We start from the raw sequence: 23,654 nt of genomic DNA, 5'->3' as shown, positions 1-23,654 counted from the left end.
GGAAGGCATTTGAACTAAACACCTGACGCTATTTCAAAGAACATTGTGCGAAGCTTGAATGGATCAATTGAAGAAAATCCAAGAAAACCAAGCCCATTATCCTATTTACCTAATTTGGATGATATTGTAATATGAAAATGGTCTGATTTATAAGAACGTTAGATTCACCCATAAAGCAACAATATACCTAACGGAAATACAGGGGAATAAGCGAATAGTAACGTGCGGATTTTTATTTCTGAAAAACGAGGTGAACCCGACATGTCAAACCATGCTGCTAAAATCGCTTCTTTGGAAAAAGATATTTCTTCTTTATCTCACAATATAAAGGATACACAAAGCAAAATCGCTGAACTGAAAAAAGCAAAAACAGCTATTACCGGTGAACTTCACACCCTTTCAAACAATGCTACTCTCATCAATCAACCAGATATCACTTCGCATATATGGAATGGAAGACATACAAATCAATTTATCAATATTAGATCAAATATTGCACACAGCTATCAAAATATACAGAGACAAACAGATGGTCTGATTTCACATATTGAACAGGAGATTGAAAATCTTGAACTGCAAATCTCTAATATGGAGATGTTTCTAAGCATACAAAAACAACAGCTTACAGATATAAAAAAACAAGTCAATCATTGAGGTGAAAGAATGGCAGAAATAAAGGTAAAAGCAGAAGAAGTCAAAACGGCGTTTTCAAACCTTCAGACAAAAATCAGCGCACTTTCGATATCAGGTTCAAAAGCCGATATCGCTAATTCTTCAATGGATGTAGTGAACAAAATAAAAAAAATCGAAAAGGAATACGAGCAGCTATTAAAAAAATACAAGGAGGCGCTATCTTCAGTTGAAAAGGACGCATGGTCAAACATTAAAGTCCTGATTGATACTGATAAAAACATCTCTCAAAAAATGAAATAAGGAGGGCTGGTTTTCTCTTGAAAGTTTTAGATGTCTCTGAAGTCATTGACGCGATAGACCAATTGATTAAGGAAAAAAAGCAAGAGGAAAAAGAAATCAATGCCATAAGGGAAAGTGTACAAAAAATTGCAGAGCTTGATGATGCATTAAAAGGAGAAGGCGGAAATGCGATCAAAGAACACTTTTCGGTTCTTCATCTTCCCGTGCTGCTTTATTTTCAGCACTTTATTGATCAATACATACAGAATTTAAAAGATATTAAAGCAAAAATCAGAACTTATGAATCAACAGAAGGTTTTGTAAAAGAAGAATTTCTGACGCATGATGTCAAAAAGGGCTTAACAGAACTGAAACGTCAAACGAATGATACGGTTGATTCGATTAATGACGAATTTGATAAAATCAGCCACTTGATTGGGGGCGGATCTATCTCTTTGGCATCATTTAATGAGCATATTTCCGAAGCAAAAAAACATGTGAACGACACAGTGTCTGATTTAAAAGAGCTTGATCGCGATACTAATTCTATATTAAAACAATCGTCACATTCGATCGCTCAGCTATCCAAGCTCACTGAAAAGGTGAACACTTGGTCAAAGGGAGGCGCGATCCTATCTAAAAAAACGATTAAAGAGGTTGAAAACTACTTTTCTGAAACAGATGTCGTTAAACAGATGATTGACGAAGCCGTTGATTTAGCAGAAAAACAAGACGATCCGACAATGATGGGCAGAATCGCTGAATGGCTCGATTTAATCGGTACAGGAAACGGCGCTTTGGCCGTAACAAAAGGCGTCATAGCCGTGAATGTACTGGCGACGAAAATGATTGAGCTTGAAAAAGACGGAAAAGGAAACTTCCGCGTGAAAGCCTCTCCGAAATGGACGCAGGGAGCTAACGGAAAATACGATTCCAAGGTGGCTCAGTTTGTTTACAACATCCTGAAAAAAGGCGATCCAAACTCAAGCAAACCAATCAAAAAATGGCTCGGCAAATTTCAAAATAAACCAGGCGGCCTTTTGAGAAAGATTGTTGGATTGGGGCCTAACACAACAAGAATATCATATGAAAAGATTTTAGAAAGCCAAAGTTTCCTAAAGCATAAGCCAGAGGAACTGAAGAGCTATAAGACTAAGGTTGATGTGAAAGGGACTCTTGGGAAGTTTAAGGATGAAGTAGCTCCTGGAAAGTTAGTTAAAAGGGTTCCTGGTTTTGGAACTGCATTTTCATTTCTAACTAATTCGGCTGAATTTTTTAGTGATGATAATCAGGGTAAGTCATTATATGAGAAATCTGGACGTGTGGCAGCAGGGTTGGGAATGGATGCTGGAGTAGCAGGCTTAACTGTAGGAGGTGCAGGGTTAGGTTCGTTGGTATGCCCAGGGCCAGGCACTCTTATCGGGGGGGCAATTGGAGCTGGTGTGGGTATAGTTGGATCTGTATTTTCTGGTGATACTGTGAAAGAATGGGGAGAGGAAGCCGGAGGTTGGTTAGAGGATAAAGGAAAAGAAGCAGGTGAATGGATTAGTCAAAAGGCATCTGAGACTGCAGAAACAATTTCAGACGGAATTTCAAGTGCAAAGGAATTTGTCACTAGTTGGTTCAGGTAATAAGGAGGAGTGTAATGTTAAACTCTAAAATTATATTAACAACAAATGAACTTGTTGCCGCATTGTTATTGTGCAGATATGAAAAAGCTGCTGAGGATATTATTAATGATCAGCAGTTGATTCAAAATGAAAAAGATATTGAACCATTTTCAATTCAAGCCGAAAATCTTTTAAAACAAAGAGGATATTGGGCTGATGAAACAGAATCTAATTTACAAAAAGGGTTAGAAAACCTGATTCACTTACTCATTCAATCAAAGCGAAAAGTTCGCTGTATCCATCGGAAAAGGGTGCTGATTGTACACCATGTTCAAAAAGATGAACTCATTGTGCAGGAGATCGAAAATCAAAATCATAGTTTTTCGATTTTAAGAAGCAGAGAGTTGTTTTTAGAAATGTTGAAAACATTTTATCATTCATATACAGATAAAAAACCAGAACATGAAATTTTTGAAATGGATGAAGATTCATTTGACGAGTTTCACGAGGTTGAAGCTGACGTTATTAAAAGAATGGCGGAAGACCCGAAAACGCATCCGACTATAAGTCAATTTTCCTTTGATTTTTTAGCAAACAACCAAGAGCTCGATAATATTTCTTTTGTAGAAAGTGACTATATTCAAAACCAAACAAGATTAGAACAAGTTGCGTTTTTACTAAGAAGTGATAATTTCATTTGGCATTTAGATTATGAGAATATTAAAAAAGACGGTTCACTATATCTTCAACCGGTGGCAGTCAACGAATACTTTAAAAAAATAGTAGATACAATGAATGAATTTTATGATTTTTAATGGAAAGGGTTTCTATGTATGATATTCTCTTTTAGAAAAAGCCGATTCTTTTGGCTAAGAAGCAATTTTATTCTTTTGTTGTTAACTGCTTTATTGTTGATGAATAAACCTTATTGGGAAAAAGACGCCAATGTTATGTTTTTTATGTTTGTTTTCACTGCAGAATTTTTTCTCATTTTGCTTTCTCTGGTATATGGTTTTCAAACTGAAAAAGTAATTCTTAGCCAGAGAAAAAGGGCTTTTAATAAATCAAATTTTGTGCATGGCATTATTGTGTTAATTTTTTTAAGTATCTTTTTTGCCCTTGCCTTGGGAGAGCATATGCCATTTCCAAGCTCATTATTTTATGCTTCTATACTTATTAATGTAATTATGGCAGCGATTTCTTTACTTTTTCCTTCATGGGTAATTAAACAATATGAGTTTAGTATTTATGAAGAATCAAATGGGCTTATAAACGACTTATTACGTTATTTTTTATTTTTTGCTTGGACAATAAATTACGAAGTCCAAATCGTTTTAGCCCGCCTCCCTTTTGTATTACAGCGTCTATTGGGCGTCATTTTCATCGCAGTTTTGCTGTGGGAGCTTACTATGATCGGATTAATTTTTGAAAACAATTGATATTGTAGGTGTTTCTTGCGGCTGCGTCTATTGCAGCCTCTTTTTCAAAGTACAGAAAGGATACACTTTATGTTTTCAATTAAAAAAGGCCTATTTTTTGCAAAGTCTAATGGAATAACTGACAATATTTCCTCTCTAATTATGAGGTGCAAGCAGTATTAGCTGTGTTCCATTTTTCTTCAACGTATGATAAGCATTATTTTATTTTCAACACATCTTTGATCTCTTCAATGTTTTAAAATAATTAAAAAGGTGAGATCTTAATAGATGGTTTCAATTAAAAAAAATTTCTTTTTTTGGTTGAGAAGCAATGTGGTGCTTTTACTTTTTTCGTCGCTTTTACTAATTAACAAACCGTATTGGAATAACAATGGAAGTGGAACTTCGTTTTTCTTATTTGTTTTTATTGCAGAATGGTTTTTGATTATACTTGCATTGGTGTATGGTTTTCAAACAAAAAAGATAAAAGCACGTCAAAGCTTTAAAACAACATTATTAAAATCAAATATTATCGTAGGACTATCTGTTTTTTCTATTTTTAGTTTGTTTTTCGGTTTTATATTATCAAGTAGTATTCCGTATCCGAGTTCAATTCTTATAGTATATTTAATTGTGAATATGATTTTCGCCTTCGCTTCTTTACTTTTTCCTACGGTAGTTATTAAGCTATATGAATCAAATGTTTATGATAAAACAAAGGGTTTAATACCTGATTTTTTTAGATATGTGGCTATCTTGGTATCTTCATTAAATTATGAAGTTCAAAAAGTTTTGGCACGTCTTCCGTTTATACTGCAGCGGATATTAGGAATAGTTTTTATTCTAGTGCTAATCTGTTCTATAGCTGGAGCATTATCAGTGTTTGAAAACTAAAGGAAAAATAAATATGTTTTCTATTAAAAAAAGTTGTTATTTTTGGATTAGAAGCAATGCAGTTCTTTTGTTGATTGCGGCTCTTCTACTGACCAATTTATCATGTTGGAATAAATATGAGAATGGCATTTCACTATTCTTGTTTGAATTATTTTCTGAATGCTTTTTAATTTTACTTTCTTTGGTGTATGGTACTAAAACAAAAAAGCAATATACTAGCCCACGAAAAAGGATACTTAAGAAGTCAAATGTGACACAAGGTATTTTAGTATTTCTTTTCATAAGTATCTTTTTTAGTTATGCATTAAATGGAATGGTACCTTTTCCAAGTTCATTGCTTTATATTTCATTAAGTGTCAACTTAATAATGGCTATATATTCTTTAATTGCCCCCTCATGGGTACTAAAAATATATGAATACAATATATATGAAGCACCGAATGGGTGGATAAGCGATTTGCTCCGGTATTTTTTGTTTTTCGCATGGTCGGTTAACTATGAGGTTCAAGTTGTTTTATACCGGCTCCCATTTCTGTTGCAACGGTTATTGGGTATTATTTTTATAATTGTTTTGCTCATAAATATATTTTTGATTTCTTCAATGTTTTAAAGGAGCAATTGAATGTAAAACAGTCGTTTCTTTTGGCTGAGAAGCAATTTTTTTGTTGTTAACAGCTTTTTAAGTTGATTAGGGTGTTTCTTACGGCTGCACTGATTGCAGCCTCTTTTTCATGTCTTTTTGAAATCAGTCATGATTCGCGTATAATCACATTCATAACACCATCATTCACTGGAAATCATATGACCAAAAGGAGTCCATACATGAGCAAAGCCAGTTTTAAAGAATATGCATTAAGCGGAGATATTACGAAAGCGCTCGATCATTTAGGGTATAAGCACCCGACCGAGGTGCAGAGCGAGGTGATTCCCGCGGCGCTTAAAAAGCGGGATGTTGTTGTGAAATCGCAGACGGGGAGCGGGAAGACGGCCGCGTTCGGAATTCCGCTTTGCGAGTTGACCGAATGGGAAGAGAACAAACCGCAAGCCTTGATTTTGACACCGACGCGCGAGCTTGCCGCTCAGGTTAAGGAGGATTTGACGAACATCGGCCGCTATAAAAGAATAAAAGCAGCGGCTGTTTACGGGAAATCGTCCTTTGAACGGCAAAAAACGGAGCTCAAGCAAAAATGCCATATCGTTGTTGGGACGCCGGGCCGCGTATTGGATCACATTGAAAAAGGAACCTTTCCATTAGAAAAACTGAAATACCTTGTCATTGATGAGGCCGATGAAATGCTGAATATGGGATTTATCGATCAAGTGGGAGCGATCATCCGCCATTTGCCTGAAGAACAGCTGACGATGCTGTTTTCCGCAACTTTTCCGGAGGATGTGGAGCAGCTATCTCTTCAGTATATGAAAGACCCTTTGAAAATCGAGATTAAAGCAGGCGGTATGACAACTGCAGACATCGAGCATCAACTGATCATTGTAAATCAAAATGATCCATTTTCGCTTTTAGTGGATCTGATCATTGTTGAAAACCCGGACAGCTGCATCGTCTTTTGCCGCACACAGGAGCAAGTGAATGAGTTGCAGCGGCGCTTAGCCGGTTTGGGTTATCCGTGCGCTAAAATTCACGGAGGTATGCCGCAGGAGGACCGTTTTGCCGTGATGAATCGCTTCAGACGGGGAGCGTTCCGCTATTTAATCGCGACAGATGTGGCGGCAAGAGGTATCGACATTGAGAACATCACACATGTCATCAACTATGAGCTGCCATTAGATCAAGAAAGCTATGTGCATCGTACCGGCAGAACAGGCCGAGCCGGAAGCCGGGGAAAAGCGATTACTCTTGCCAGTCCGCGTGAAAAAAGGATGATCGCTGAGATTGAAGACTATATCGGCTTTCCCATTCCTATGATTGAGGCGCCGTCAAAAGGAGAAATTGCACAGGCAAAAGCGGCGTTTCAAAAGAAAATCAATAGGAAGCCGAAGCTTAAAAAGGACAAGAGCGAACCGTTAAATAAAGAAATCATGAGGCTCTACTTTAACGGGGGAAAAAAGAAGAAGCTGAGAGCCGTTGATTTCGTCGGAACGATTGCTAAAATTGACGGCGTCTCCGCTGAGGATATCGGGATTATCACGATACAAGAGCAAGGTTCATTCGTTGAAATTTTAAACGGCAAAGGGCCGCTCGTCTTAGCTGCGATGAAAAACACGACTGTGAAAGGGAAATTGCTGAAAGTGCATAAAGCGAGGGAATAATCTCAGGCTGCCGACTTTGTCGGGAGCTTTTTTGTTCGTAATAAACCTTGGATAAGCAACATATGATGGATTGTCAAAAAATGAAAGCATTTCAAAGGAAAGGAGAACCAAATATGAAAAAGTGTTTCATTCAAGTCCTTGCATTGCTTTTCATCATGGCTGCATGTTTCGCGCCAAATCAAGCCTCCGCACAAACTCAAAAACCTGTATTTTCGGAAGTGACGGTTCACGATCCATCCATTATCAAAGCGAATGGCACGTACTATGTGTTCGGCTCCCATTTAGCTTCGGCCAAATCGACGGACCTCATGAAATGGACGCAAATTTCCTTGAGTGTCCACAATGGGAATCCCCTGATTCCGAACGTATATGAAGAATTAAAAGAGACCTTTGAATGGGCCGAATCTGATACGTTGTGGGCACCTGATGTCACCCAGCTTGAGGATGGCAAGTTTTATATGTATTACAACGCCTGCCGCGGGGATTCTCCGAGATCTGCCCTCGGACTTGCTGTCGCAGACGACATTGAAGGCCCATACAAAAATAAAGGCATTTTCCTAAAGTCGGGAATGGATGGGATCAGCAATGACGGGACGCCTTATGACGCGACAAAGCACCCAAATGTCGTCGATCCCCACACATTCTTTGATCAAAAAGGATAGTTGTGGATGGTGTACGGCTCCTATTCCGGCGGAATTTTTATTTTAGAAATGGACAAGAAAACCGGATTTCCGCTTCCGGGACAGGGGTACGGCAAAAAGCTGATCGGCGGCAATCACAGCCGGATTGAAGGCGCATACATTCTCTACAATCCTGAAACACAGTATTACTACCTGTACATGTCCTTCGGAGGGCTTGCCGCTGACGGAGGGTACAACATTCGTGTCGCCCGCTCAAAAAGCCCTGACGGCCCTTATTATGACGCAGAAGGCCATGCGATGATTGACGTCCGCGGCAAAGAAGGAACGTTGTTTGACGATCGTTCAATTGAACCGTACGGTGTCAAACTGATGGGAAATTTCTCATTTAGCAATCAAAACGGCTATGTGTCGCCGGGCCATAACTCTGCCTTTTACGACGAAAAAAGCGGCGGGTCTTATCTGATTTTCCACACGCGTTTTCCGGGACGGGGCGAGGAGCACGAAGTCCGCGTCCACCAACTGTTGATGAACAAACAAGGCTGGCCGGTTGCCGCCCCTCACCGCTATGCCGGAGAGAAGCTCGAAAAGGTGAAAACATCAGATGTGATTGGCGCCTACGAATTGGTGCGTCATGGCAAAGACATCTCCGCAGATATTAAAGAATCGAAAGAAATCCGCTTAAATCAAAACGGCAAAATAACCGGCGCAGTAGACGGAACGTGGAAGAAAACAGGACATAACAAAATAGAACTCAAGATCGACGGAAAAACCTACGATGACGTGTTTTTGCGTCAGTGGGATGCGGCTTCTGAGCGGAAGGTGATGACGTTTAGTGCGTTGTCTCGTGAGGGGGGTGCGGTTTGGGGGAGTAGTGACATGCAAAATTAATATAAAATTGAGCGAAACAATTTTAAAAGTTAATCTAGAGAGCTTTATCGACAGGACAGTATATAAAAAGGAAGGAGTGGTTTAACACCACCCTTTTTTTGTTGGCAGGCCTATAATTACATACAGCTGTAAAAATTATTTAAAACAAAACTAAAGTTGAAATATAAAGAAAAACAACCGATAATATAGATGTACTTGGCTTTAATGGAAGAAGTGTGATTTTTTGGGTGGTTACTGAAAATAGTTCGTATTGTTTTTAGGAAAATCGATAAGTTGATAGAGTTTGATATTTGAAAACAAAAATACAATATATTTTTGAAGGGATCGATTAAGTTCTATGTTAATATCATCTTTTATAAATGGTTACAAATCATATAATAAAGCTTATTTTGTTCCCATTACTATAGGGTTACAGGATAAATATACAGTATACATAGGCAATAATGGAGTTGGGAAAAGTGGAATTTTAGAAGCAATAGACGTTTTCTTCAATAATAGAGAGTGGAATGTTTATAAAGGAGCAAAAAAGGATGATGTCTATATTTCTCCGGTTTTCTTGATTAATAAAAAAGAGTTTAATGCAAGGTTTGAGAATCATAATAGATTTAATAGGGCAGAAATAAATGAATTTAAAAATACAATAGCTGATCTAACTAAAATAAGCGACTATATATGGGGTAATTTAGATGGTATTGTACGAGGTAGTTCTCGTAGAGAGCATATAGATAAATTTTTTGAAATGAAAAGAAAATTAGAGGATAGGTATAAAGAAGATTACTATCTATTAGTTATAGGTGTTAAAAGTAATGGGAAAACTACCTTAAATCCCTTTCAAGGGTACTTAGGAAAATTAATTGAAGATTCGGAAAAGAGGATGGATAAAATCAGGAAAATGATTTTGTTACACTACTCTTATGTTTATATTTCAGTAGAACAAAGAGCAAATGATATACTTAAAATTGAAGCGGAACAAATGCAAAAGTTGATGAGTAGGGATGTACTAGAGTTAGTAGATAAAATTATTGAACAACCATTAAATATTGAAGGTAGAAATATTAATTTTTTAAGTTTTATAAATCAAAATCTTGATGAGTTTATGGATGAAATAAATGAGTGAGAAAATAAAATGTATTGATACAAGGTATGATTATGGGGTTAGTGCAAATTATAAAAAACGATTAACAAGGACTGATTTAAGAGATAAAATACTTGAAGCTTATTTTTTAAAGAAGTCATTAAGACATAATCAACGGGAAATTTCAAAATTAAGTTCTGGAGAACAGAGAAAGGCTTTAGTAGACATAGCATATGCTTTTCTTTCTAACTTTAATCAAAAGGAAAAAGAAATCGTGTTAGCTATCGATGAACCAGAAGTTTCATTAAACGTTGCAAACTGCTTTGCTCAATTTACTAGAATAGAGGATTTAGCTAATAAATTTAATAGCCAGATAATAATTACAACACATTGGTATGGTTTTTTACCTATAACAACTAAGGGGCAGTTAATACATTTAGAAAAAAGTATTGATAATTTAAAAATAAACCAATATAGCTTTTTTAATTACTTGGATAATCAAAGAAGCTTTCCAGAAGATGTAGAATTGAAGAGTATGTTTGATTTGGCTACTAGTATCTTAAGCTATATAAAAACAAATGAAATTCATAGTAATTGGATAATATGTGAGGGTGGAGACGATAAAATTTATCTAGACACAATATTACCAGAAAATAAAGAATACAGAATTCTACCAGTTGGCGGCTGTGGAAATGTTGTGAAGTTATTCAACCTTTTACTTAATCCACTTCTTATAGATAAGAAAGAGAGAAAAGAGTTTAAAGGAAAGATTCTTTGCATTATCGATACAGATGAGACTAAAATGAATTATAAATTTGAAAATTTAAAAGATATGCCTATATCCTTAAGACGATTGCAGGTGTTTAAATCTAATAATGAAGAAGTTATAAAATTATTAGACGTTGCAAAACAAGGAACCATTTATGAAAAAACAGAGATAGAAGACTGTCTTGATCCACAAATTTATTATAATTCAATAAAAACAGTAATTTTGTCAAGCCAAGACAGTAATATTATAGACTTATTTAATAATTATGAACTCAATAGGGAAAAGAAATTTTCAAAAATAAGCGGAGACAATTCATTGTTGTTACCCAATGGAAATGAAGCATATAGAAGAAAGAATGAGTTAGTTTCTTTCCTAGAGAAGCCCGAAATTAAAATGCTTGTAGCAAAAGAATACAGTCAGGAGTCTCAATCTACAAATATAACACATGCATTAGCCATTGAAATTATAGAGTATTTTGAAGAATCGATGATAACAGTCAGTTAGAAAATGGCTTCTTAAAATTCCTTTAAGTTCAAATTATCTGTTGAAATAAAAAAGATATTGAATTCATTTAATTCCTTGATTGCTATTATTTTGGCAATCAAGGTTTTTTGTGGTTATTTCATCTAGTTAAAGCAACATTTTGACGAATCTTTTCCAATTCGATAACATAAAATAGTTCACGAAGTGTAATATCAAACAAAAAGGATGAGACGCAATGTGTACAAGTATCACGTTGACGACTGCGGGTCGGGAGCATTTATTGGCGAGGACGATGGATTTTGATTTTGAGCTTAACGGGGAAGTGCTGTTACACCCGCGTCGCTACAAATGGAAAAGTGAAGCAGACGGCAGCGAGCATGCCGGCCGGTATGCGTTTATCGGGATGGGCAGAAGGCTCAATAATGCGCTGTTTGCCGATGGTGTGAATGAAAAAGGATTGTCTTGCGCGGCGCTTTATTTCCCGGGTTATGCTGTGTATGAAAGCGAGACTAAAGAGCACTGCCGCAATCTTGCGCCGCACGAATTTGTGACATGGGTGCTGTCGGAATGCGGCGATTTGGAGGAAGTGAAAAAAGCGGCTGTTTCCGTCAACATTGTTGAGAGAGAGGTCAGCTTGCTCAGTACGGTGACGCCGCTTCATTGGCTATTAACGGACCGCTCAGGTGCGAGCATCGTTGTTGAACCGGCGGCCGGAGGCATTCAAATTCATGATAATCCGGTCGGCGTGCTGACGAACAGTCCGGATTTTCCATGGCATTTGACCAATTTGCGCAATTTTATCGGTCTTCAGCCGGGACAGTTTGCCGCGAAGAAGATGGGAGACATGACGCTGTCGGCTTTTGGTCAAGGTTCCGGGCTGTCCGGATTGCCGGGAGACTTTACACCGCCATCCCGTTTTGTCAGGGCAGCAGTTTTGAAAGAGCACATGAAGCCTGTGTCCAATGAAACAGAAGGCGTTTCTGCCGCGTTTCATATTCTCTCCAATATGAATATTCCCAAAGGGATTGTCATGACTGACAATGGCGAAGACGATTATACCCAATATACGTCGGTGATGTGCAGCGAGACGTGCAGCTACTATTTTCACCATTATCAAAACAGGCAGATTCAAAAGGTTTGCTTATTACAGGAAGACCTGAACAGCAACGAATTAAAGGCGTTTCAGCCAAAGCAGGAAGAGACGGTTCATTCTCTTCAATCATAAACGGAAGAAGGAACAACATTGAAAAACAAAGCAGCAAACAGACTCATTTTATTAGGCATTTGTTTACATAGCATCTATTGGTTGTTTATATTATTCTTATTTTTTCATTTCAAACATCAGCTTGACGTTTATGCCGTTTGGAATCCGAATGTCACGGACGGATATATGGAGGCTGGTACTTTCGTGGCCGCGCTGAAGTTGATGATCTACTCAGGCACGTTGTTTAATTTGGCTCTCTTGTTCATTTTGTGCTTGTTGATTGTGATATTAGTACAGTCGGTCATTTTTATTGCCCTGGAAATCACGGCTTACGTGAAAATCAAAAAAGAGCCGTTTTCTCCATGGGGATCTTTTATTTTAGCGATGGGCATTAAAAACATTTTCACAAACTTATCAGGGATTCCGTTCATGGCTGCCGGATTCATTCTTCATAAGCAGCAGGAACCGAAAGACGCAGTTGCACAGCCGGCAGCGCGAAGGAAAGCAAGGCGAAACCCCGCATTGCTTATGAAAAAGGCGGCGAAAGCTAGAAAACATAGAAATAAAGGTATAAAGTCTTAGTTTTTAGTTTTCATGTATTCTGGTTTTTATGAGACATTTGTAATGAAAGCGTTGACATGAACAAAAACAGGTGCTACAGTATAGTTACAAACTAATATCAACAAGTTTCTTAAGGATTGTTACTGCTTTTGCAGGCAAAACCTAAGTTACGTACAGCTTTCGGGGACACCATCGTCCCAGTCAAGCCGGCGTAATTTAGGTTTTTTTTATACCCAAAATGAGGAGGTGATGTGAGATTCCGAGGATTCATTGCGGTTCCAAGCCAATAAAAAAGCCGGGTGAAGGCGGCCACCTTCAGTCCGGCAGATTCCCCCAAAAGAGGAGGTACTCATATGGATTATAATAAAGTATCGAAGGACATTTTACAACTCGTGGGCGGTGAAGAGAACGTACAGAGCGTGATTCACTGCATGACAAGACTGCGTTTCAACCTTTATGACAATGCGAAGGCAGACCGCGCGAAACTGGAAAGTCTGCCGGCTGTAATGGGCACCAACATCAGCGGCGATCAATTTCAGATTATCGTTGGAAATGATGTGCCTAAAGTTTACAAAGCGATTATCGAAAACAGCGGACTGAGCGAGGAAAAGGCTGGCATGCAGAAAGCAGAAGGAAAGACAAATGTGATGAGCGCCATTTTTGATGTCATTTCCGGCGTATTTACACCGATTCTGCCGGCGATCGCCGGTGCGGGTATGATCAAGGGGATTATAGCGTTAGCCGTGACGTTCGGCTGGCTGAGCGAGAATAGCCATGCGCACACTATTCTGACTGCCATCGGAGACGGTGCGTTCTACTTCCTGCCTTTATTGCTTGCGGTCAGTGCAGCGAAAAAATTCGGCAGCAACCCTTATGTTGCTGCGGCGATCGGAGCGGCGATTCTGCATCCCGATCTGACAGCGCTCCTCGGTTCAGGAGAAAGCATTTCCTTTATCGGATTGCCTGTAACCGCTGCCACGTATTCGTCGACTGTCATTCCGATTTTGCTTGCCATCTGGATTTCATCTTATGTAGAAAAATGGATTGATAGAATCACGCCGACTTCTTTGAAACTCATCTTTGTACCGACTTTCACCCTGCTGATTGTCGTGCCAGTTACATTGATCACGGTCGGTCCACTCGGAGCGATTATCGGAAACTATCTATCTGTCGGTGTGAATTATTTGTTCCAGCATGCTGGCCTCATTGCAATGGTTCTGTTGGCCGGAACGTTCTCTCTCATCATTATGACGGGAATGCACTACGCGCTGGTGCCAATTATGCTTAATAATATTACTCAGAACGGATACGACTACTTGATGCCGGCCATGTTTCTGGCCAATATGGGGCAGGCGGGCGCGTCATTCGCAGTCTTTTTACGCTCAAGAAATAAGACGTTCAAATCGTTGTCGATGACGACAAGCATCACGGCGTTGATGGGAATCACGGAGCCGGCGATGTACGGTGTCAACATGAGGCTGAAAAAGCCGTTTGTCTCAGCGCTTCTCGGTGCAGCCGTCGGCGGTGCTTTTTACGGTGTCACAGGAGTTGCATCCTACATTGTTGGAGGCAACGCCGGATTGCCTGGTATTCCGACATTTATCGGCCCTACATTCGTTCAGGCGATGATTGGCCTCGTTATAGCGTTTTTTGCAGCGACGCTTATCGCTTATCTGTTAGGGTTTGAAGATGTGCCTTCACAGGAAGATGAAGTTCAGGCTAAAGTCGAACCTCAAGGCGACGCGGCCGCCGGAGAAATCATTCAAAGCCCGCTGAAAGGCGAAGTCAAATCATTGAGTGAAGTGGATGATGCGACATTTTCAGGAGAAGTCATGGGAAAAGGCGTTGCCATTGAGCCAGAAGAAGGTAAAGTGGTGTCGCCGGTATCAGGCACGATCACAACCGTTTTTCAAACGAAGCACGCCCTCGGCATCACAAGCGACAATGGGGCGGAAATTATTATCCATATCGGAATTGACACGGTGAAATTAAACGGCGAGCACTTTACCGTGCATGTCAATAAAGGTGACGTTGTAAAGCCGGGAGACCAGCTTGTCTCTTTTGATATGGATGCGATTAAGGATGCAGGCTATCAGTTGATTACGCCGGTTATCATCACAAATACGGACCGGTACCAGTCGATCAAGCCTTTGAAATCAGATGAAAGCGTTGACATTGAGGAAGCGCTGATCGCGCTGGCGTAGAGAGAGGAAAGCTCGACAAATTTGGATGAGGTGAAATGATATGACTGAACAAACGAAAAAATTTCCTGAAGGTTTTTTATGGGGCGGAGCGGTTGCCGCAAACCAAGTGGAAGGCGCCTATCATGTCGGCGGAAAGGGGCTCTCGACAGCAGATGTGTCGCCGAACGGGGTCATGTATCCATTCGATGAGTCGATGGAGTCATTGAACCTGTATCACGAAGGCATCGATTTTTACCACCGCTACAAAGAAGATATCGCTCTTTTCGCCGAAATGGGATTTAAAGCATTCCGGACATCGATTGCCTGGACGCGGATTTTTCCTAACGGCGATGAAACTGAACCGAATGAAGAGGGACTCGAATTTTATGATCGCCTCTTTGACGAGTTATTAAAATACAATATTGAGCCAGTCGTGACGATTTCCCACTACGAAATGCCACTCGGACTGATTAAAAAATACGGCGGCTGGAAAAACCGGAAAGTGATCGAATGCTATGAACATTATGCGAAAACTGTTTTCACCCGCTATAAAGACAAAGTGAAATATTGGATGACGTTCAACGAAATCAACATGGTCCTGCATGCGCCGTTTACAGGCGGTGGCCTTGTATTTGAAGAAGGCGAAAACAAGTTAAATGCGATGTACCAAGCGGCGCATCATCTATTTGTCGCAAGCGCTCTTGCCGTTAAAGCGGGGCACGACATCATTCCGGACGCTAAAATCGGCTGTATGATTGCCGCAACGACGACATACCCGATGACGCCAAAACCGGAAGATGTGCTCGCCGCGATGGAGAATGAGAGAAGAACGCTGTTTTTCTCGGACGTACAGGCACGCGGAGCTTATCCGGGCTATATGAAGCGCTACTTTAAGGAAAATGGAATTGCGATTGAGATGGCTGAAGGTGATGAAGACATTCTGAAGGAAAACACCGTCGACTATATCGGTTTCAGCTACTACATGTCAATGGTTGCGAGCACGAATCCGGAAGATTTGGCAAAAACGGAAGGCAACTTGCTCGGAGGGGTTAAAAACCCGTACCTTGAATCGTCCGAATGGGGCTGGCAGATCGACCCTAAAGGAATCCGCATTACGCTGAATACATTGTACGACCGCTATCAAAAACCGCTTTTCATTGTTGAAAACGGGCTCGGCGCCGTCGATGTCGTCGAAGAAGACGGTTCGATACAAGATGACTACAGAATCAACTATTTGCGCGATCACTTAAAAGAAGTAAGAGAAGCGATCGCAGACGGCGTCGACTTAATCGGCTACACATCATGGGGCCCGATCGACCTGGTCAGCGCGTCCACCGCCGAAATGAAAAAACGCTACGGCTATATTTATGTCGACCGTGACAATGAAGGAAACGGCACGTTTGCAAGAACGAGAAAGAAAAGCTTTTACTGGTATAAAAAAGTGATCGAAACGAATGGCGAGAGTTTGTAATATACAAAATGGCTGTCCTTTACAGGACAGCTCTTTTTTTCTCTGTAGCGCATGAAAACGATTTGCTATACACTTGATTTAGAAAAAAGACAAAAAGCGCGGTGAGACAAATGTTTAAACTGCTGTTGATCGAAGACGATAAATCGTTGTTTCAGGAAATAAAAGAGCGGTTAACCGGGTGGTCATATGAGGTGTACGGCATCGACGATTTCAGCGAAGTGATGCAGGAGTTTGCGGCGATTAAGCCCGATTGCGTCATTATCGATATTCAGCTGCCGAAATATGACGGGTTTCATTGGTGCCGGCAGATCCGTTCCCGTTCCAACGTTCCGATTCTCTTTTTATCTTCTCGCGACCATCCTGCTGATATGGTCATGTCCATGCAGTTCGGAGCGGATGATTATATTCAGAAACCGTTTCATTTTGACGTGCTGATTGCCAAAATCCAGGCGATTTTCCGCCGTGTTTACGACTATAATACGGAGCCTGAGATTCTGAAGAAAACGTGGAGCGGTGCAACCGTTGATCCCGAACAAAACCGCGTCAGCAATAAGGCGGGGTCGATTGAACTGACGAGGAATGAAATGTTCATTTTAAAACAATTGATCGACCAGAAAAACAAAATTGTCAGCAGGGAAGAATTGATGAGAAGCTTATGGAACGATGAGCGTTTTGTCAGCGATAACACGCTGACGGTCAACGTAAACCGTTTGAGAAAAAAACTGGATGCCTTGAACTTGGGGCAATATATCGAGACGAAGGTCGGCCAAGGTTATATGGCGAAAGAAGAAGGATGATGAGAATGCTGAAAGCGTTTTTGACCGAGAGGCGAAGCTGGATCGCCATATTTGTCTTGCAGCAGATCGTCTTTCTGTTTATCGCTTATGTCGATGCATCCATACCTTTTACATCGATTTTATATATGACCTATTTGTCTTCATTTATTTTTATCGTTTTTGTACTTGTCCGCTTTCGGAGGGAAACGAAGTTTTATAAAAGTCTGGAAGAATGGGATCACAATCTCGATGTGACAAACATTCGAGAGGCGGAAACGCCTTTCGAAACGATGATTGAAAAAAGCATCACCGGGCAAACGAAACAGTTAAAGCAAGAGGCGGCGCAGCATCGCCTGGCATTGGAGAATGAAAAGGATGAGCTCATGGCCTGGATACACGAAGTCAAAACGCCGCTTACCGCCATGCATTTGATCATGGAGACGATTGACGATCAATCATTAAAATCGAGACTCGACTATGAATGGCTGCGCGTTCACTTGCTGCTCGACCGCCAGCTTCATCAAAAGCGGATGTCATTTATCGAAAATGACTTGTCCCTTGAAGCTCTAGAGCTCAAACCTTTAATCTTTAAAGAACTAAAAGATTTGCAATCATGGTGCATTCCAAAAGGGATCGGGTTTGATATACAGCTTGACGCCGGGGAAGTGCTCAGCGATGCGAAATGGCTGTCTTTTATCATGAGGCAGCTGCTGACAAACGCGGTGAAATACAGCGAAGCATCTGATATATTGATTAAAAGCTATGAACAAGATGGCCAGGTGCATCTCGCAGTTCAAGATTTTGGACGGGGCATCGATCCAAAAGATATACCGCGCGTGTTTGACAAAGGCTTTACATCCACAACGGAGCATCATGATCAGGCCGCCACGGGAATGGGGCTGTACTTAGCGAAAAAAGCGGCAAAGCCGCTCCTGATTCATATCGAGGTTGATTCTAAACCGGGAGCCGGGACAACTTTTACGCTGATTTTTCCGAAGCGGAACGAATTTTCCCGTGTGCTGGGCGTGTGACAAAAGTGTCACACGCTTTTCTTTTTTGTTCGCTGAATCGAAGGAAAACGGCTGTCCTCCTTTCTATAATAAACATATCCAGTCAAAAGGAGATTTAAAAATGATGATTTTAGAAGCGAAAAAAATACGAAAAAGCTATGGAAATAAGCACAATAAACACGAAGTGTTAAAGGGAATCGACCTTCAGATCCAAAAGGGTGAATTTGTCAGTATTATGGGCCCGTCAGGTTCAGGCAAAACAACATTGCTCAATGTTCTGTCCTCCATTGACCAGGTGAGCGGCGGAACGATTACCATCAACCAAGCTGAGATGACGAATATGAAGGAAAAACAGCTTGCCGAGTTTAGGAAGCAGCATTTGGGATTTATCTTTCAAGAATACAATTTGCTCGATACGCTGACAGTGAAAGAAAATATCCTTCTGCCGCTGTCGATTACGAAAATATCAAAAAAGGAAGCCGGTCAAAAGTTTGAGGAAGTCGCGAAAGAATTAGGCATCTTTGAGCTGAAGAATAAATATCCGAATGAAATTTCCGGCGGGCAAAAACAGCGCACATCAGCAGCCAGGGCGTTTATTCATGAGCCGAGCATTATTTTCGCTGACGAACCGACCGGTGCGCTTGATTCGAAATCCGCATCAGACTTGTTAAACAAGCTGAGCCAGTTAAATCAAAAGCGCCGGGCCACAATCATTATGGTTACCCATGATCCCGTCGCCGCGAGCTTCTGCAGCAGAGTGGTGTTCATTAAAGACGGACAAATTTATACGCAGCTGAATAAAGGCGGACAAGACAGGCAGGCGTTCTTCCAGGACATCATGAAAACGCAAGGCGTGTTAGGCGGGGTTCAGCATGAGTATTAATCAGCTCATCTTCCGCAACCTGAAAAAGAATATACGGAACTATTACCTTTATGTGTTTGCGTTAATCTTCAGCGTGGCGCTTTATTTTGCGTTTGTTACGCTGCAGTATGATCCGGCGATCGATGAAGTGAAGGCATCGATAAAAGGCGCGGCGGCTTTGAAAGCAGCTTCCATTCTCCTAGTGGCAGTAGTAGCGGTTTTTATTTTGTATGCCAATACGATTTTTATTAAGCGGCGCAGCAAAGAAATCGGTTTATTCCAGCTAATCGGCATGAGAAAGCAAAAAATCTTCCGCATTTTAAGTTTGGAAAATGTCATGCTGTATTTCGGCTCTTTGGTCATTGGGGTGTTTGCCGGGTTTTCGATCTCAAAGCTCGTGCTTATGACTTTATTTAAAATAGTAGATGTTCAAGCTGAAGCCGAATTGAATTTTTCCGGAGAAGCGCTTGTGCAAACTGTCATTGTATTCTGCGGAATCTACCTTCTGGTGATGGTGATGAATTATACATTTATCAAAAAGCAAAGCATTTTATCATTATTTAAAGCGACATCATCTACGGAAGATCAGGTAAAGAGAATATCCGTTTTTCAAATGATCATTGGCTTATTGGGCATCTTGTTTATTTTGTCGGGATATTATCTTTCAACTGAGTTGTTCAGCGGAAAATTCAAGACCATAGATGAGCTGTTTTATGTGATGAGCTTTATTCTCGGTACCGTTATCATCGGAACGTACCTCTTTTATAAAGGATCGGTCAGCTTTGTCTCCAACATTATCCGCAAAAGCAAAGGAGGCTACTTAAATATTTATGAAGTGCTGTCCCTTTCATCGATCATGTTCCGGCTGAAATCAAACGCTCTATTATTAACGATCATCACCACCGTTTCGGCACTGGCGATCGGTTTGTTATCCTTGTGCTATATTTCGTATTACTCCGCAGAGAAAACCGCCGAACAAAATGTGGCAGCTGATTTCGCCATGACAAATCAAAAGGATGCAAAACGGTTCGAACAATTATTGGATGAAAATAACATTTCATACAACAAAAAAGAGATTCATGTCATTCAGGCGACTTTCAATCTGGAACAAATTGTTAACGGAGATCCTGAAGATATGTCTGGCGACCCGGGGAAATTACCCCTCGCCGTGGTCAGTGATACAGAGATTGACGGGATTGACGTGCACGTAGGAGACGTCATTTTCTCAGGATATAACGACCTTCTCCAGAAACTTATGGCTTTAAAAGAGAACGGTGCCGTTAAGGTAAAGAGCAGGCATGAGACAATCCCATTAAACTATTTAGGCTTGAGAAAAGAGTCCCTCTTATCCTTCAACTTTACCAGCGGCGGATTGCCTGTAGCCGTTGTGGATGATGCGCTGTTTAAACGTCTGAGCCAAGACAAAGATCCAAAATTACAGCAGAAGTCGAGTCTTTTTTACGGGATCAATTTAAAAGATGAAGATCAGATTCAGCAGGCAAATGAATTGTTTGCAACAGTGAATCAAAACGATCAGCATTTATCGCTCCTCGATGCAAGCACAGCTCAAAAATCGCTTTTCGGACTTGCCATGTTTATCGTAGGATTTCTAGGACTTACGTTTCTGATCACATCAGGATGCATCCTTTACTTTAAACAAATGGATGAAAGCGAAGATGAGAAACCGAATTACACGATCTTGAGAAAACTTGGTTTCACGCGCGGGGACCTTCTGAAGGGGATACGAATCAAGCAAACGTATAACTTCGGCATTCCATTGGTTATCGGCCTATCTCACAGTTACTTCGCCGTCCAATCCGGCTGGTTCTTATTCGGAGCAGAGGTGCGGACGCCGATGATCATCGTGATGGTGCTGTACACCGTACTCTATTCTATTTTCGGTTTGCTGTCCGTTCTTTACGGTAAGAAAGTGATCAAGTCGGCGCTGTAGCTGAGTCGTGTGGAATCTCGTGCAGCTCGGCGGAAAATGATGACCCTATATGGAGAAAAATTCCTTTATCATATTGAAGAAAAGCATAATCAAAAGCCCATCGGACTCATCCGATGGGCTTCCTCATTTCCTACAGCTCAATCTTGTAGAGCGTTTGCTGTTGTCCGCCGCCCGGGCCGCCTCTTGCGCCCTGCTGTGCGGAGCTGTCTGAATTGTTCGTGGTACTGTTGTATTCGTCAGACGAAATTTCGGTTCCGTTTTCTTTGATCCAGGAGACGAGCTCACTGTTGCCTGAGTTGTCACTGATCAGAAAGTATTTTACTTTTCCTTCTTTGACGAGGTTTTTCAGCCCGCTGACCGACAGGATCGGGTCTGTGCCATTGAAGCCTCCGAGCGCCATGACATTTTCGTCGGCATTGATGATATACGGGGCTGCGGTTACTGTTGTCAATGTCGCGAACAGGTACTCTTCACCGGTATTATTTTTCCGGAGGTATGTGAGCAATCCTGTGTCCACATCCGAGCTGAACATTCCGCCTCCGTTGGAGCTTTGCAGCTGAGGCCCCGATTCAGGAAGAACGCTGCTTCCTCCGTAAAGGATCGGTGTTGCAGACCAATAGACCGGTGTCAAAAGAAGCACGCACAAGCTGATGATTGTGAGCTGCTTTCCGAATGGATGGCTTCGCTTCAGCATCAGTAAGGTGATGGTGACACTAAGCCCCATGATTCCCATGACATACATCCAGGCGCTGCCGATTTGGTTTGTATAAGCACTTAAAATGTACACTTGGAATGCTGCCGTTGTCAGAACGGCTGCCGGCAGCAGATAACTTGCCCAGTCTTTGTGATTTTTGTAAAGGCCGTACATCGCGTACCAGCCGATTCCTGACAGCGCGGCGATCGGAGGAGCCAGCATAATCAGGTAGTAGTGGTGAAAGAATCCGGCGATGCTGAAGAACCCGGCGACAGGAACGAACCATGCAGCCCAAAAGATTGTTTCTTTTATTTCGCCCGTTTTTTCGCGGCGGCTGCGGAACCAGCTGATGATCATGCCGAGCAGTCCGAATAATGCGAATGGAAGCATCCAGCTGATTTGGCCCGATAAAGCCGATTGGAAGAGCCGCAGCGGTCCTGCGTCACCGGTGCCGAACATGTTCATGCTCTGTCCGCCGCCTTGACCTCCTCCTGGTCCGCCATTGCCTCCGCCCGGTCCGCCACCGGTTGGCGGCTGACTGCCGCCGTTTGCCCCTTGAGAACTGCCGTCAGACGAACCGCCCGCGCCCGGCGGCTGCATCGCGCCGTTTTGTCCATCGGAGCCGTCGGACGAACGGTTTCCGTCTTGAGTTTGTGCATTGCCGTCGGTCGCGCTGCCCGCAGCCGGCGGTTGCATTGCACCGTTTTGTCCATTGGAGCCGTCGGACGAACGGTTTCCGTTCTGAGCTTGCGCATTGCCGTTCGGCTGCTGTATGTCTCCTCCAAAACTGTTCATATCGCCGCGGGCGTTGCCCGTCGTCTGGCCGAGCAGCCGCTCTGTGCCGTTGTAGCCGAAAGCCAGTTCAAGCACGGAGTTGGTTTGGCTGCTTCCGACATACGGGCGGCTGTCGGCTGATGTATAGTCGACAGCAAGCGCCCAAGAAAGCGAAACGCCGATGAGAACAACAAGCGATAAAACCGCTGACACGATTTTTTTCTTCCAATTCGCATGGGCCGCGATGAGATAAAACATCAAGAACGCGGGCAGCACCATAAATGCCTGAAGCATCTTCATATTGAACCCGAGGCCGATGAGGCCAAATGCAGCGAGAAGCCAGAGCAGCCTGCCTTGTTTGACCGCCTTCATCAGGCACCATGTACCAAGTAGGAGCGTGAAGACGAGCATGCTGTCGATATTATTCGTCCGGCTTACGGCTACCGCGATCGGCGTCAGCGCCATCACCAGCGCTGAAATGCGGGCGGCGCCTTTTCCGAATTTCGGCTTAATTAGTGCGTATAGCAAATAGACGGAACCGGCCCCTGCTAGCGCCTGCGGCAAAATCACACTCCACGTATGCACGCCGAAGATTTTCGCAAATATAGTCTGAATCCATAAAACGACGGGCGGTTTATCTACTGATACGAATCCGGAAGAGTCGAATGACGCAAAGAAGAAATTGTGGAAGCTTTGCGTCATGCTTTTAACCGCCGCCAAGTAATACTGGTTGGCGGCATCGTCTTGCCAAATGTTATATGTATTCAGAATAAGAGCTGCCAACAAAATAAGAATCAGAATGACATCAAGTTGTTTGTTTTTTATTTTCATCATCACTTTCACCTCTTTATGTTCCCTATTCTAGAAGAAAAATATGAACAAGTTATGAATAAAAAGAGAACAATCTATTTTTGTTTGATTGGAAAAAAATAAATATTTTTTGGAAAAAGGTGTGTACTTTTTTCTTTTTGCGCTGTATACTGTACTACAACAGAAATATAAAACATAAAACTGTTCTATAAAAAGGAGAGTGACACAAATGAGCTTGAAAAGTCCGATGGAATTTTTCAGAACGCTTCCAAAAAAAACTTGCCCTGAATGCGGCGAAAAGATGGAGGAGCAGGCTGAATCTTACTTTATGGAATGCGAGCGCTGTCTTTCCAAAAAAGGCGAGTAAGCAAACTGTTTTATAACAATGCATGTAAAGGGG

20 protein-coding genes and 1 pseudogene are annotated in these 23,654 nt (G+C 41.7%); 20 read left to right on the top strand and 1 reads right to left on the bottom strand.

Features of this window, described 5'->3' with window-relative positions; all coding sequences use genetic code 11:
* The first annotated feature begins 261 nt into the window (after nt 1-261).
* The 19 genes and pseudogenes from QMZ64_RS05740 (at nt 262) to QMZ64_RS05650 (ending at nt 20,976) form a co-directional block, all read left to right on the top strand.
* A complete protein-coding gene (locus QMZ64_RS05740; protein WP_265625277.1) occupies nt 262-654 on the top strand; it encodes a DUF5082 domain-containing protein in 393 nt (130 codons plus the stop codon).
* Between the two features lie 9 nt (nt 655-663).
* Nucleotides 664-933: a YwqI/YxiC family protein gene (locus tag QMZ64_RS05735; protein ID WP_044789527.1), complete on the top strand. Its 270-nt coding sequence runs from the start codon at nt 664-666 to the stop codon at nt 931-933.
* 17 nt (nt 934-950) lie between these two features.
* Nucleotides 951-2,543: a ribonuclease YeeF family protein gene (locus tag QMZ64_RS05730; protein ID WP_301441182.1), complete on the top strand. Its 1,593-nt coding sequence runs from the start codon at nt 951-953 to the stop codon at nt 2,541-2,543.
* Between the two features lie 14 nt (nt 2,544-2,557).
* Complete coding sequence (locus QMZ64_RS05725; RefSeq protein WP_301441181.1) at nt 2,558-3,337, top strand: hypothetical protein; 780 nt, start codon at nt 2,558-2,560, stop codon at nt 3,335-3,337.
* A gap of 18 nt (nt 3,338-3,355) precedes the next feature.
* Nucleotides 3,356-3,961 (top strand): hypothetical protein, encoded by a 606-nt coding sequence (locus tag QMZ64_RS05720; protein ID WP_301441180.1) that lies wholly within the window; start codon nt 3,356-3,358, stop codon nt 3,959-3,961.
* 267 nt (nt 3,962-4,228) lie between these two features.
* Entirely contained in the window at nt 4,229-4,834 is a 606-nt protein-coding gene (locus QMZ64_RS05715; protein ID WP_301441179.1) for a hypothetical protein, read from the top strand.
* Nucleotides 4,824-5,444: a hypothetical protein gene (locus QMZ64_RS05710; RefSeq protein ID WP_301441178.1), complete on the top strand. Its 621-nt coding sequence runs from the start codon at nt 4,824-4,826 to the stop codon at nt 5,442-5,444. Before QMZ64_RS05715 ends, QMZ64_RS05710 begins: the two co-directional genes overlap by 11 nt.
* 212 nt (nt 5,445-5,656) lie before the next feature.
* Nucleotides 5,657-7,102, top strand: a complete 1,446-nt coding sequence (locus tag QMZ64_RS05705) for a DEAD/DEAH box helicase (RefSeq protein ID WP_265625283.1) — start codon at nt 5,657-5,659, stop codon at nt 7,100-7,102.
* A gap of 113 nt (nt 7,103-7,215) precedes the next feature.
* Nucleotides 7,216-8,631, top strand: a pseudogene (abnB, locus tag QMZ64_RS05700) (arabinan endo-1,5-alpha-L-arabinosidase AbnB).
* Nucleotides 8,632-8,968: 337 nt separating this feature from the next.
* Nucleotides 8,969-9,748, top strand: a complete 780-nt coding sequence (locus QMZ64_RS05695; RefSeq protein WP_265625284.1) for an OLD family protein — start codon at nt 8,969-8,971, stop codon at nt 9,746-9,748.
* Nucleotides 9,741-10,979, top strand: coding sequence for an OLD family protein (locus tag QMZ64_RS05690; RefSeq protein ID WP_301441177.1), 1,239 nt, complete (start codon nt 9,741-9,743; stop codon nt 10,977-10,979). Before QMZ64_RS05695 ends, QMZ64_RS05690 begins: the two co-directional genes overlap by 8 nt.
* A gap of 214 nt (nt 10,980-11,193) precedes the next feature.
* Nucleotides 11,194-12,183 (top strand): choloylglycine hydrolase family protein, encoded by a 990-nt coding sequence (locus QMZ64_RS05685; RefSeq protein ID WP_265625286.1) that lies wholly within the window; start codon nt 11,194-11,196, stop codon nt 12,181-12,183.
* Between the two features lie 18 nt (nt 12,184-12,201).
* The gene (locus QMZ64_RS05680; RefSeq protein ID WP_265625287.1) at nt 12,202-12,744 is read left to right on the top strand and encodes a hypothetical protein; all 543 of its coding nucleotides are present in this window, start codon (nt 12,202-12,204) and stop codon (nt 12,742-12,744) included.
* 332 nt (nt 12,745-13,076) lie between these two features.
* The gene (locus QMZ64_RS05675; RefSeq protein WP_265625288.1) at nt 13,077-14,927 is read left to right on the top strand and encodes a beta-glucoside-specific PTS transporter subunit IIABC; all 1,851 of its coding nucleotides are present in this window, start codon (nt 13,077-13,079) and stop codon (nt 14,925-14,927) included.
* A gap of 40 nt (nt 14,928-14,967) precedes the next feature.
* A complete protein-coding gene (gene bglH / locus QMZ64_RS05670; RefSeq protein ID WP_243941408.1) occupies nt 14,968-16,377 on the top strand; it encodes an aryl-phospho-beta-d-glucosidase in 1,410 nt (469 codons plus the stop codon).
* 110 nt (nt 16,378-16,487) lie between these two features.
* On the top strand, nt 16,488-17,174 hold the full coding sequence (locus tag QMZ64_RS05665) for a response regulator transcription factor (RefSeq protein ID WP_301441176.1): 687 nt from the start codon (nt 16,488-16,490) through the stop codon (nt 17,172-17,174).
* Between the two features lie 5 nt (nt 17,175-17,179).
* Nucleotides 17,180-18,184: a sensor histidine kinase gene (locus QMZ64_RS05660; RefSeq protein WP_265625290.1), complete on the top strand. Its 1,005-nt coding sequence runs from the start codon at nt 17,180-17,182 to the stop codon at nt 18,182-18,184.
* A gap of 100 nt (nt 18,185-18,284) precedes the next feature.
* Nucleotides 18,285-19,046 (top strand): ABC transporter ATP-binding protein, encoded by a 762-nt coding sequence (locus QMZ64_RS05655; RefSeq protein ID WP_243941415.1) that lies wholly within the window; start codon nt 18,285-18,287, stop codon nt 19,044-19,046.
* Nucleotides 19,036-20,976 carry an ABC transporter permease gene (locus tag QMZ64_RS05650; protein ID WP_301441175.1) on the top strand — a complete coding sequence of 647 codons (1,941 nt, stop codon included), beginning with the start codon at nt 19,036-19,038 and terminating at the stop codon, nt 20,974-20,976. The genes QMZ64_RS05655 and QMZ64_RS05650 overlap by 11 nt, the downstream gene beginning before the upstream one ends.
* Before the next feature lie 130 nt (nt 20,977-21,106).
* On the opposite strand, the gene QMZ64_RS05645 is transcribed toward QMZ64_RS05650, so the two are convergent.
* A complete protein-coding gene (locus QMZ64_RS05645) occupies nt 21,107-23,269 on the bottom strand; it encodes an ArnT family glycosyltransferase (RefSeq protein WP_301441203.1) in 2,163 nt (720 codons plus the stop codon).
* 214 nt (nt 23,270-23,483) lie between these two features.
* Between QMZ64_RS05645 and yhfH the strand changes: the two genes are divergently transcribed.
* Entirely contained in the window at nt 23,484-23,621 is a 138-nt protein-coding gene (yhfH, locus tag QMZ64_RS05640) for a protein YhfH (protein WP_023856901.1), read from the top strand.
* The last annotated feature ends 33 nt before the right edge of the window (nt 23,622-23,654 follow it).

Origin of the sequence: Bacillus sp. LB7, from assembly GCF_030449715.1 — a bacterium.
GTDB lineage: Bacteria > Bacillota > Bacilli > Bacillales > Bacillaceae > Bacillus > Bacillus paralicheniformis.
The sequence above is the reverse complement of the archived record's forward strand: the minus strand, read 5'-3'. Positions and strand labels throughout refer to the sequence as shown.

Excerpts from the sequence above, each read along its gene's own strand:
- QMZ64_RS05740 (WP_265625277.1), top strand. The coding sequence starts at position 262 with ATGTCAAACCATGCTGCTAAAATCGCTTCTTTGGAAAAAGATATTTCT.
- QMZ64_RS05735 (WP_044789527.1), top strand. The coding sequence starts at position 664 with ATGGCAGAAATAAAGGTAAAAGCAGAAGAAGTCAAAACGGCGTTTTCA.
- QMZ64_RS05725 (WP_301441181.1), top strand. The coding sequence starts at position 2,558 with ATGTTAAACTCTAAAATTATATTAACAACAAATGAACTTGTTGCCGCA.
- QMZ64_RS05720 (WP_301441180.1), top strand. The coding sequence starts at position 3,356 with ATGATATTCTCTTTTAGAAAAAGCCGATTCTTTTGGCTAAGAAGCAAT.
- QMZ64_RS05715 (WP_301441179.1), top strand. The coding sequence starts at position 4,229 with ATGGTTTCAATTAAAAAAAATTTCTTTTTTTGGTTGAGAAGCAATGTG.
- QMZ64_RS05705 (WP_265625283.1), top strand. The coding sequence starts at position 5,657 with ATGAGCAAAGCCAGTTTTAAAGAATATGCATTAAGCGGAGATATTACG.
- QMZ64_RS05695 (WP_265625284.1), top strand. The coding sequence starts at position 8,969 with ATGTTAATATCATCTTTTATAAATGGTTACAAATCATATAATAAAGCT.
- QMZ64_RS05690 (WP_301441177.1), top strand. The coding sequence starts at position 9,741 with ATGAGTGAGAAAATAAAATGTATTGATACAAGGTATGATTATGGGGTT.
- QMZ64_RS05685 (WP_265625286.1), top strand. The coding sequence starts at position 11,194 with ATGTGTACAAGTATCACGTTGACGACTGCGGGTCGGGAGCATTTATTG.
- QMZ64_RS05675 (WP_265625288.1), top strand. The coding sequence starts at position 13,077 with ATGGATTATAATAAAGTATCGAAGGACATTTTACAACTCGTGGGCGGT.
- bglH (WP_243941408.1), top strand. The coding sequence starts at position 14,968 with ATGACTGAACAAACGAAAAAATTTCCTGAAGGTTTTTTATGGGGCGGA.
- QMZ64_RS05665 (WP_301441176.1), top strand. The coding sequence starts at position 16,488 with ATGTTTAAACTGCTGTTGATCGAAGACGATAAATCGTTGTTTCAGGAA.
- QMZ64_RS05660 (WP_265625290.1), top strand. The coding sequence starts at position 17,180 with ATGCTGAAAGCGTTTTTGACCGAGAGGCGAAGCTGGATCGCCATATTT.
- QMZ64_RS05655 (WP_243941415.1), top strand. The coding sequence starts at position 18,285 with ATGATGATTTTAGAAGCGAAAAAAATACGAAAAAGCTATGGAAATAAG.
- QMZ64_RS05650 (WP_301441175.1), top strand. The coding sequence starts at position 19,036 with ATGAGTATTAATCAGCTCATCTTCCGCAACCTGAAAAAGAATATACGG.
- yhfH (WP_023856901.1), top strand. The coding sequence starts at position 23,484 with ATGAGCTTGAAAAGTCCGATGGAATTTTTCAGAACGCTTCCAAAAAAA.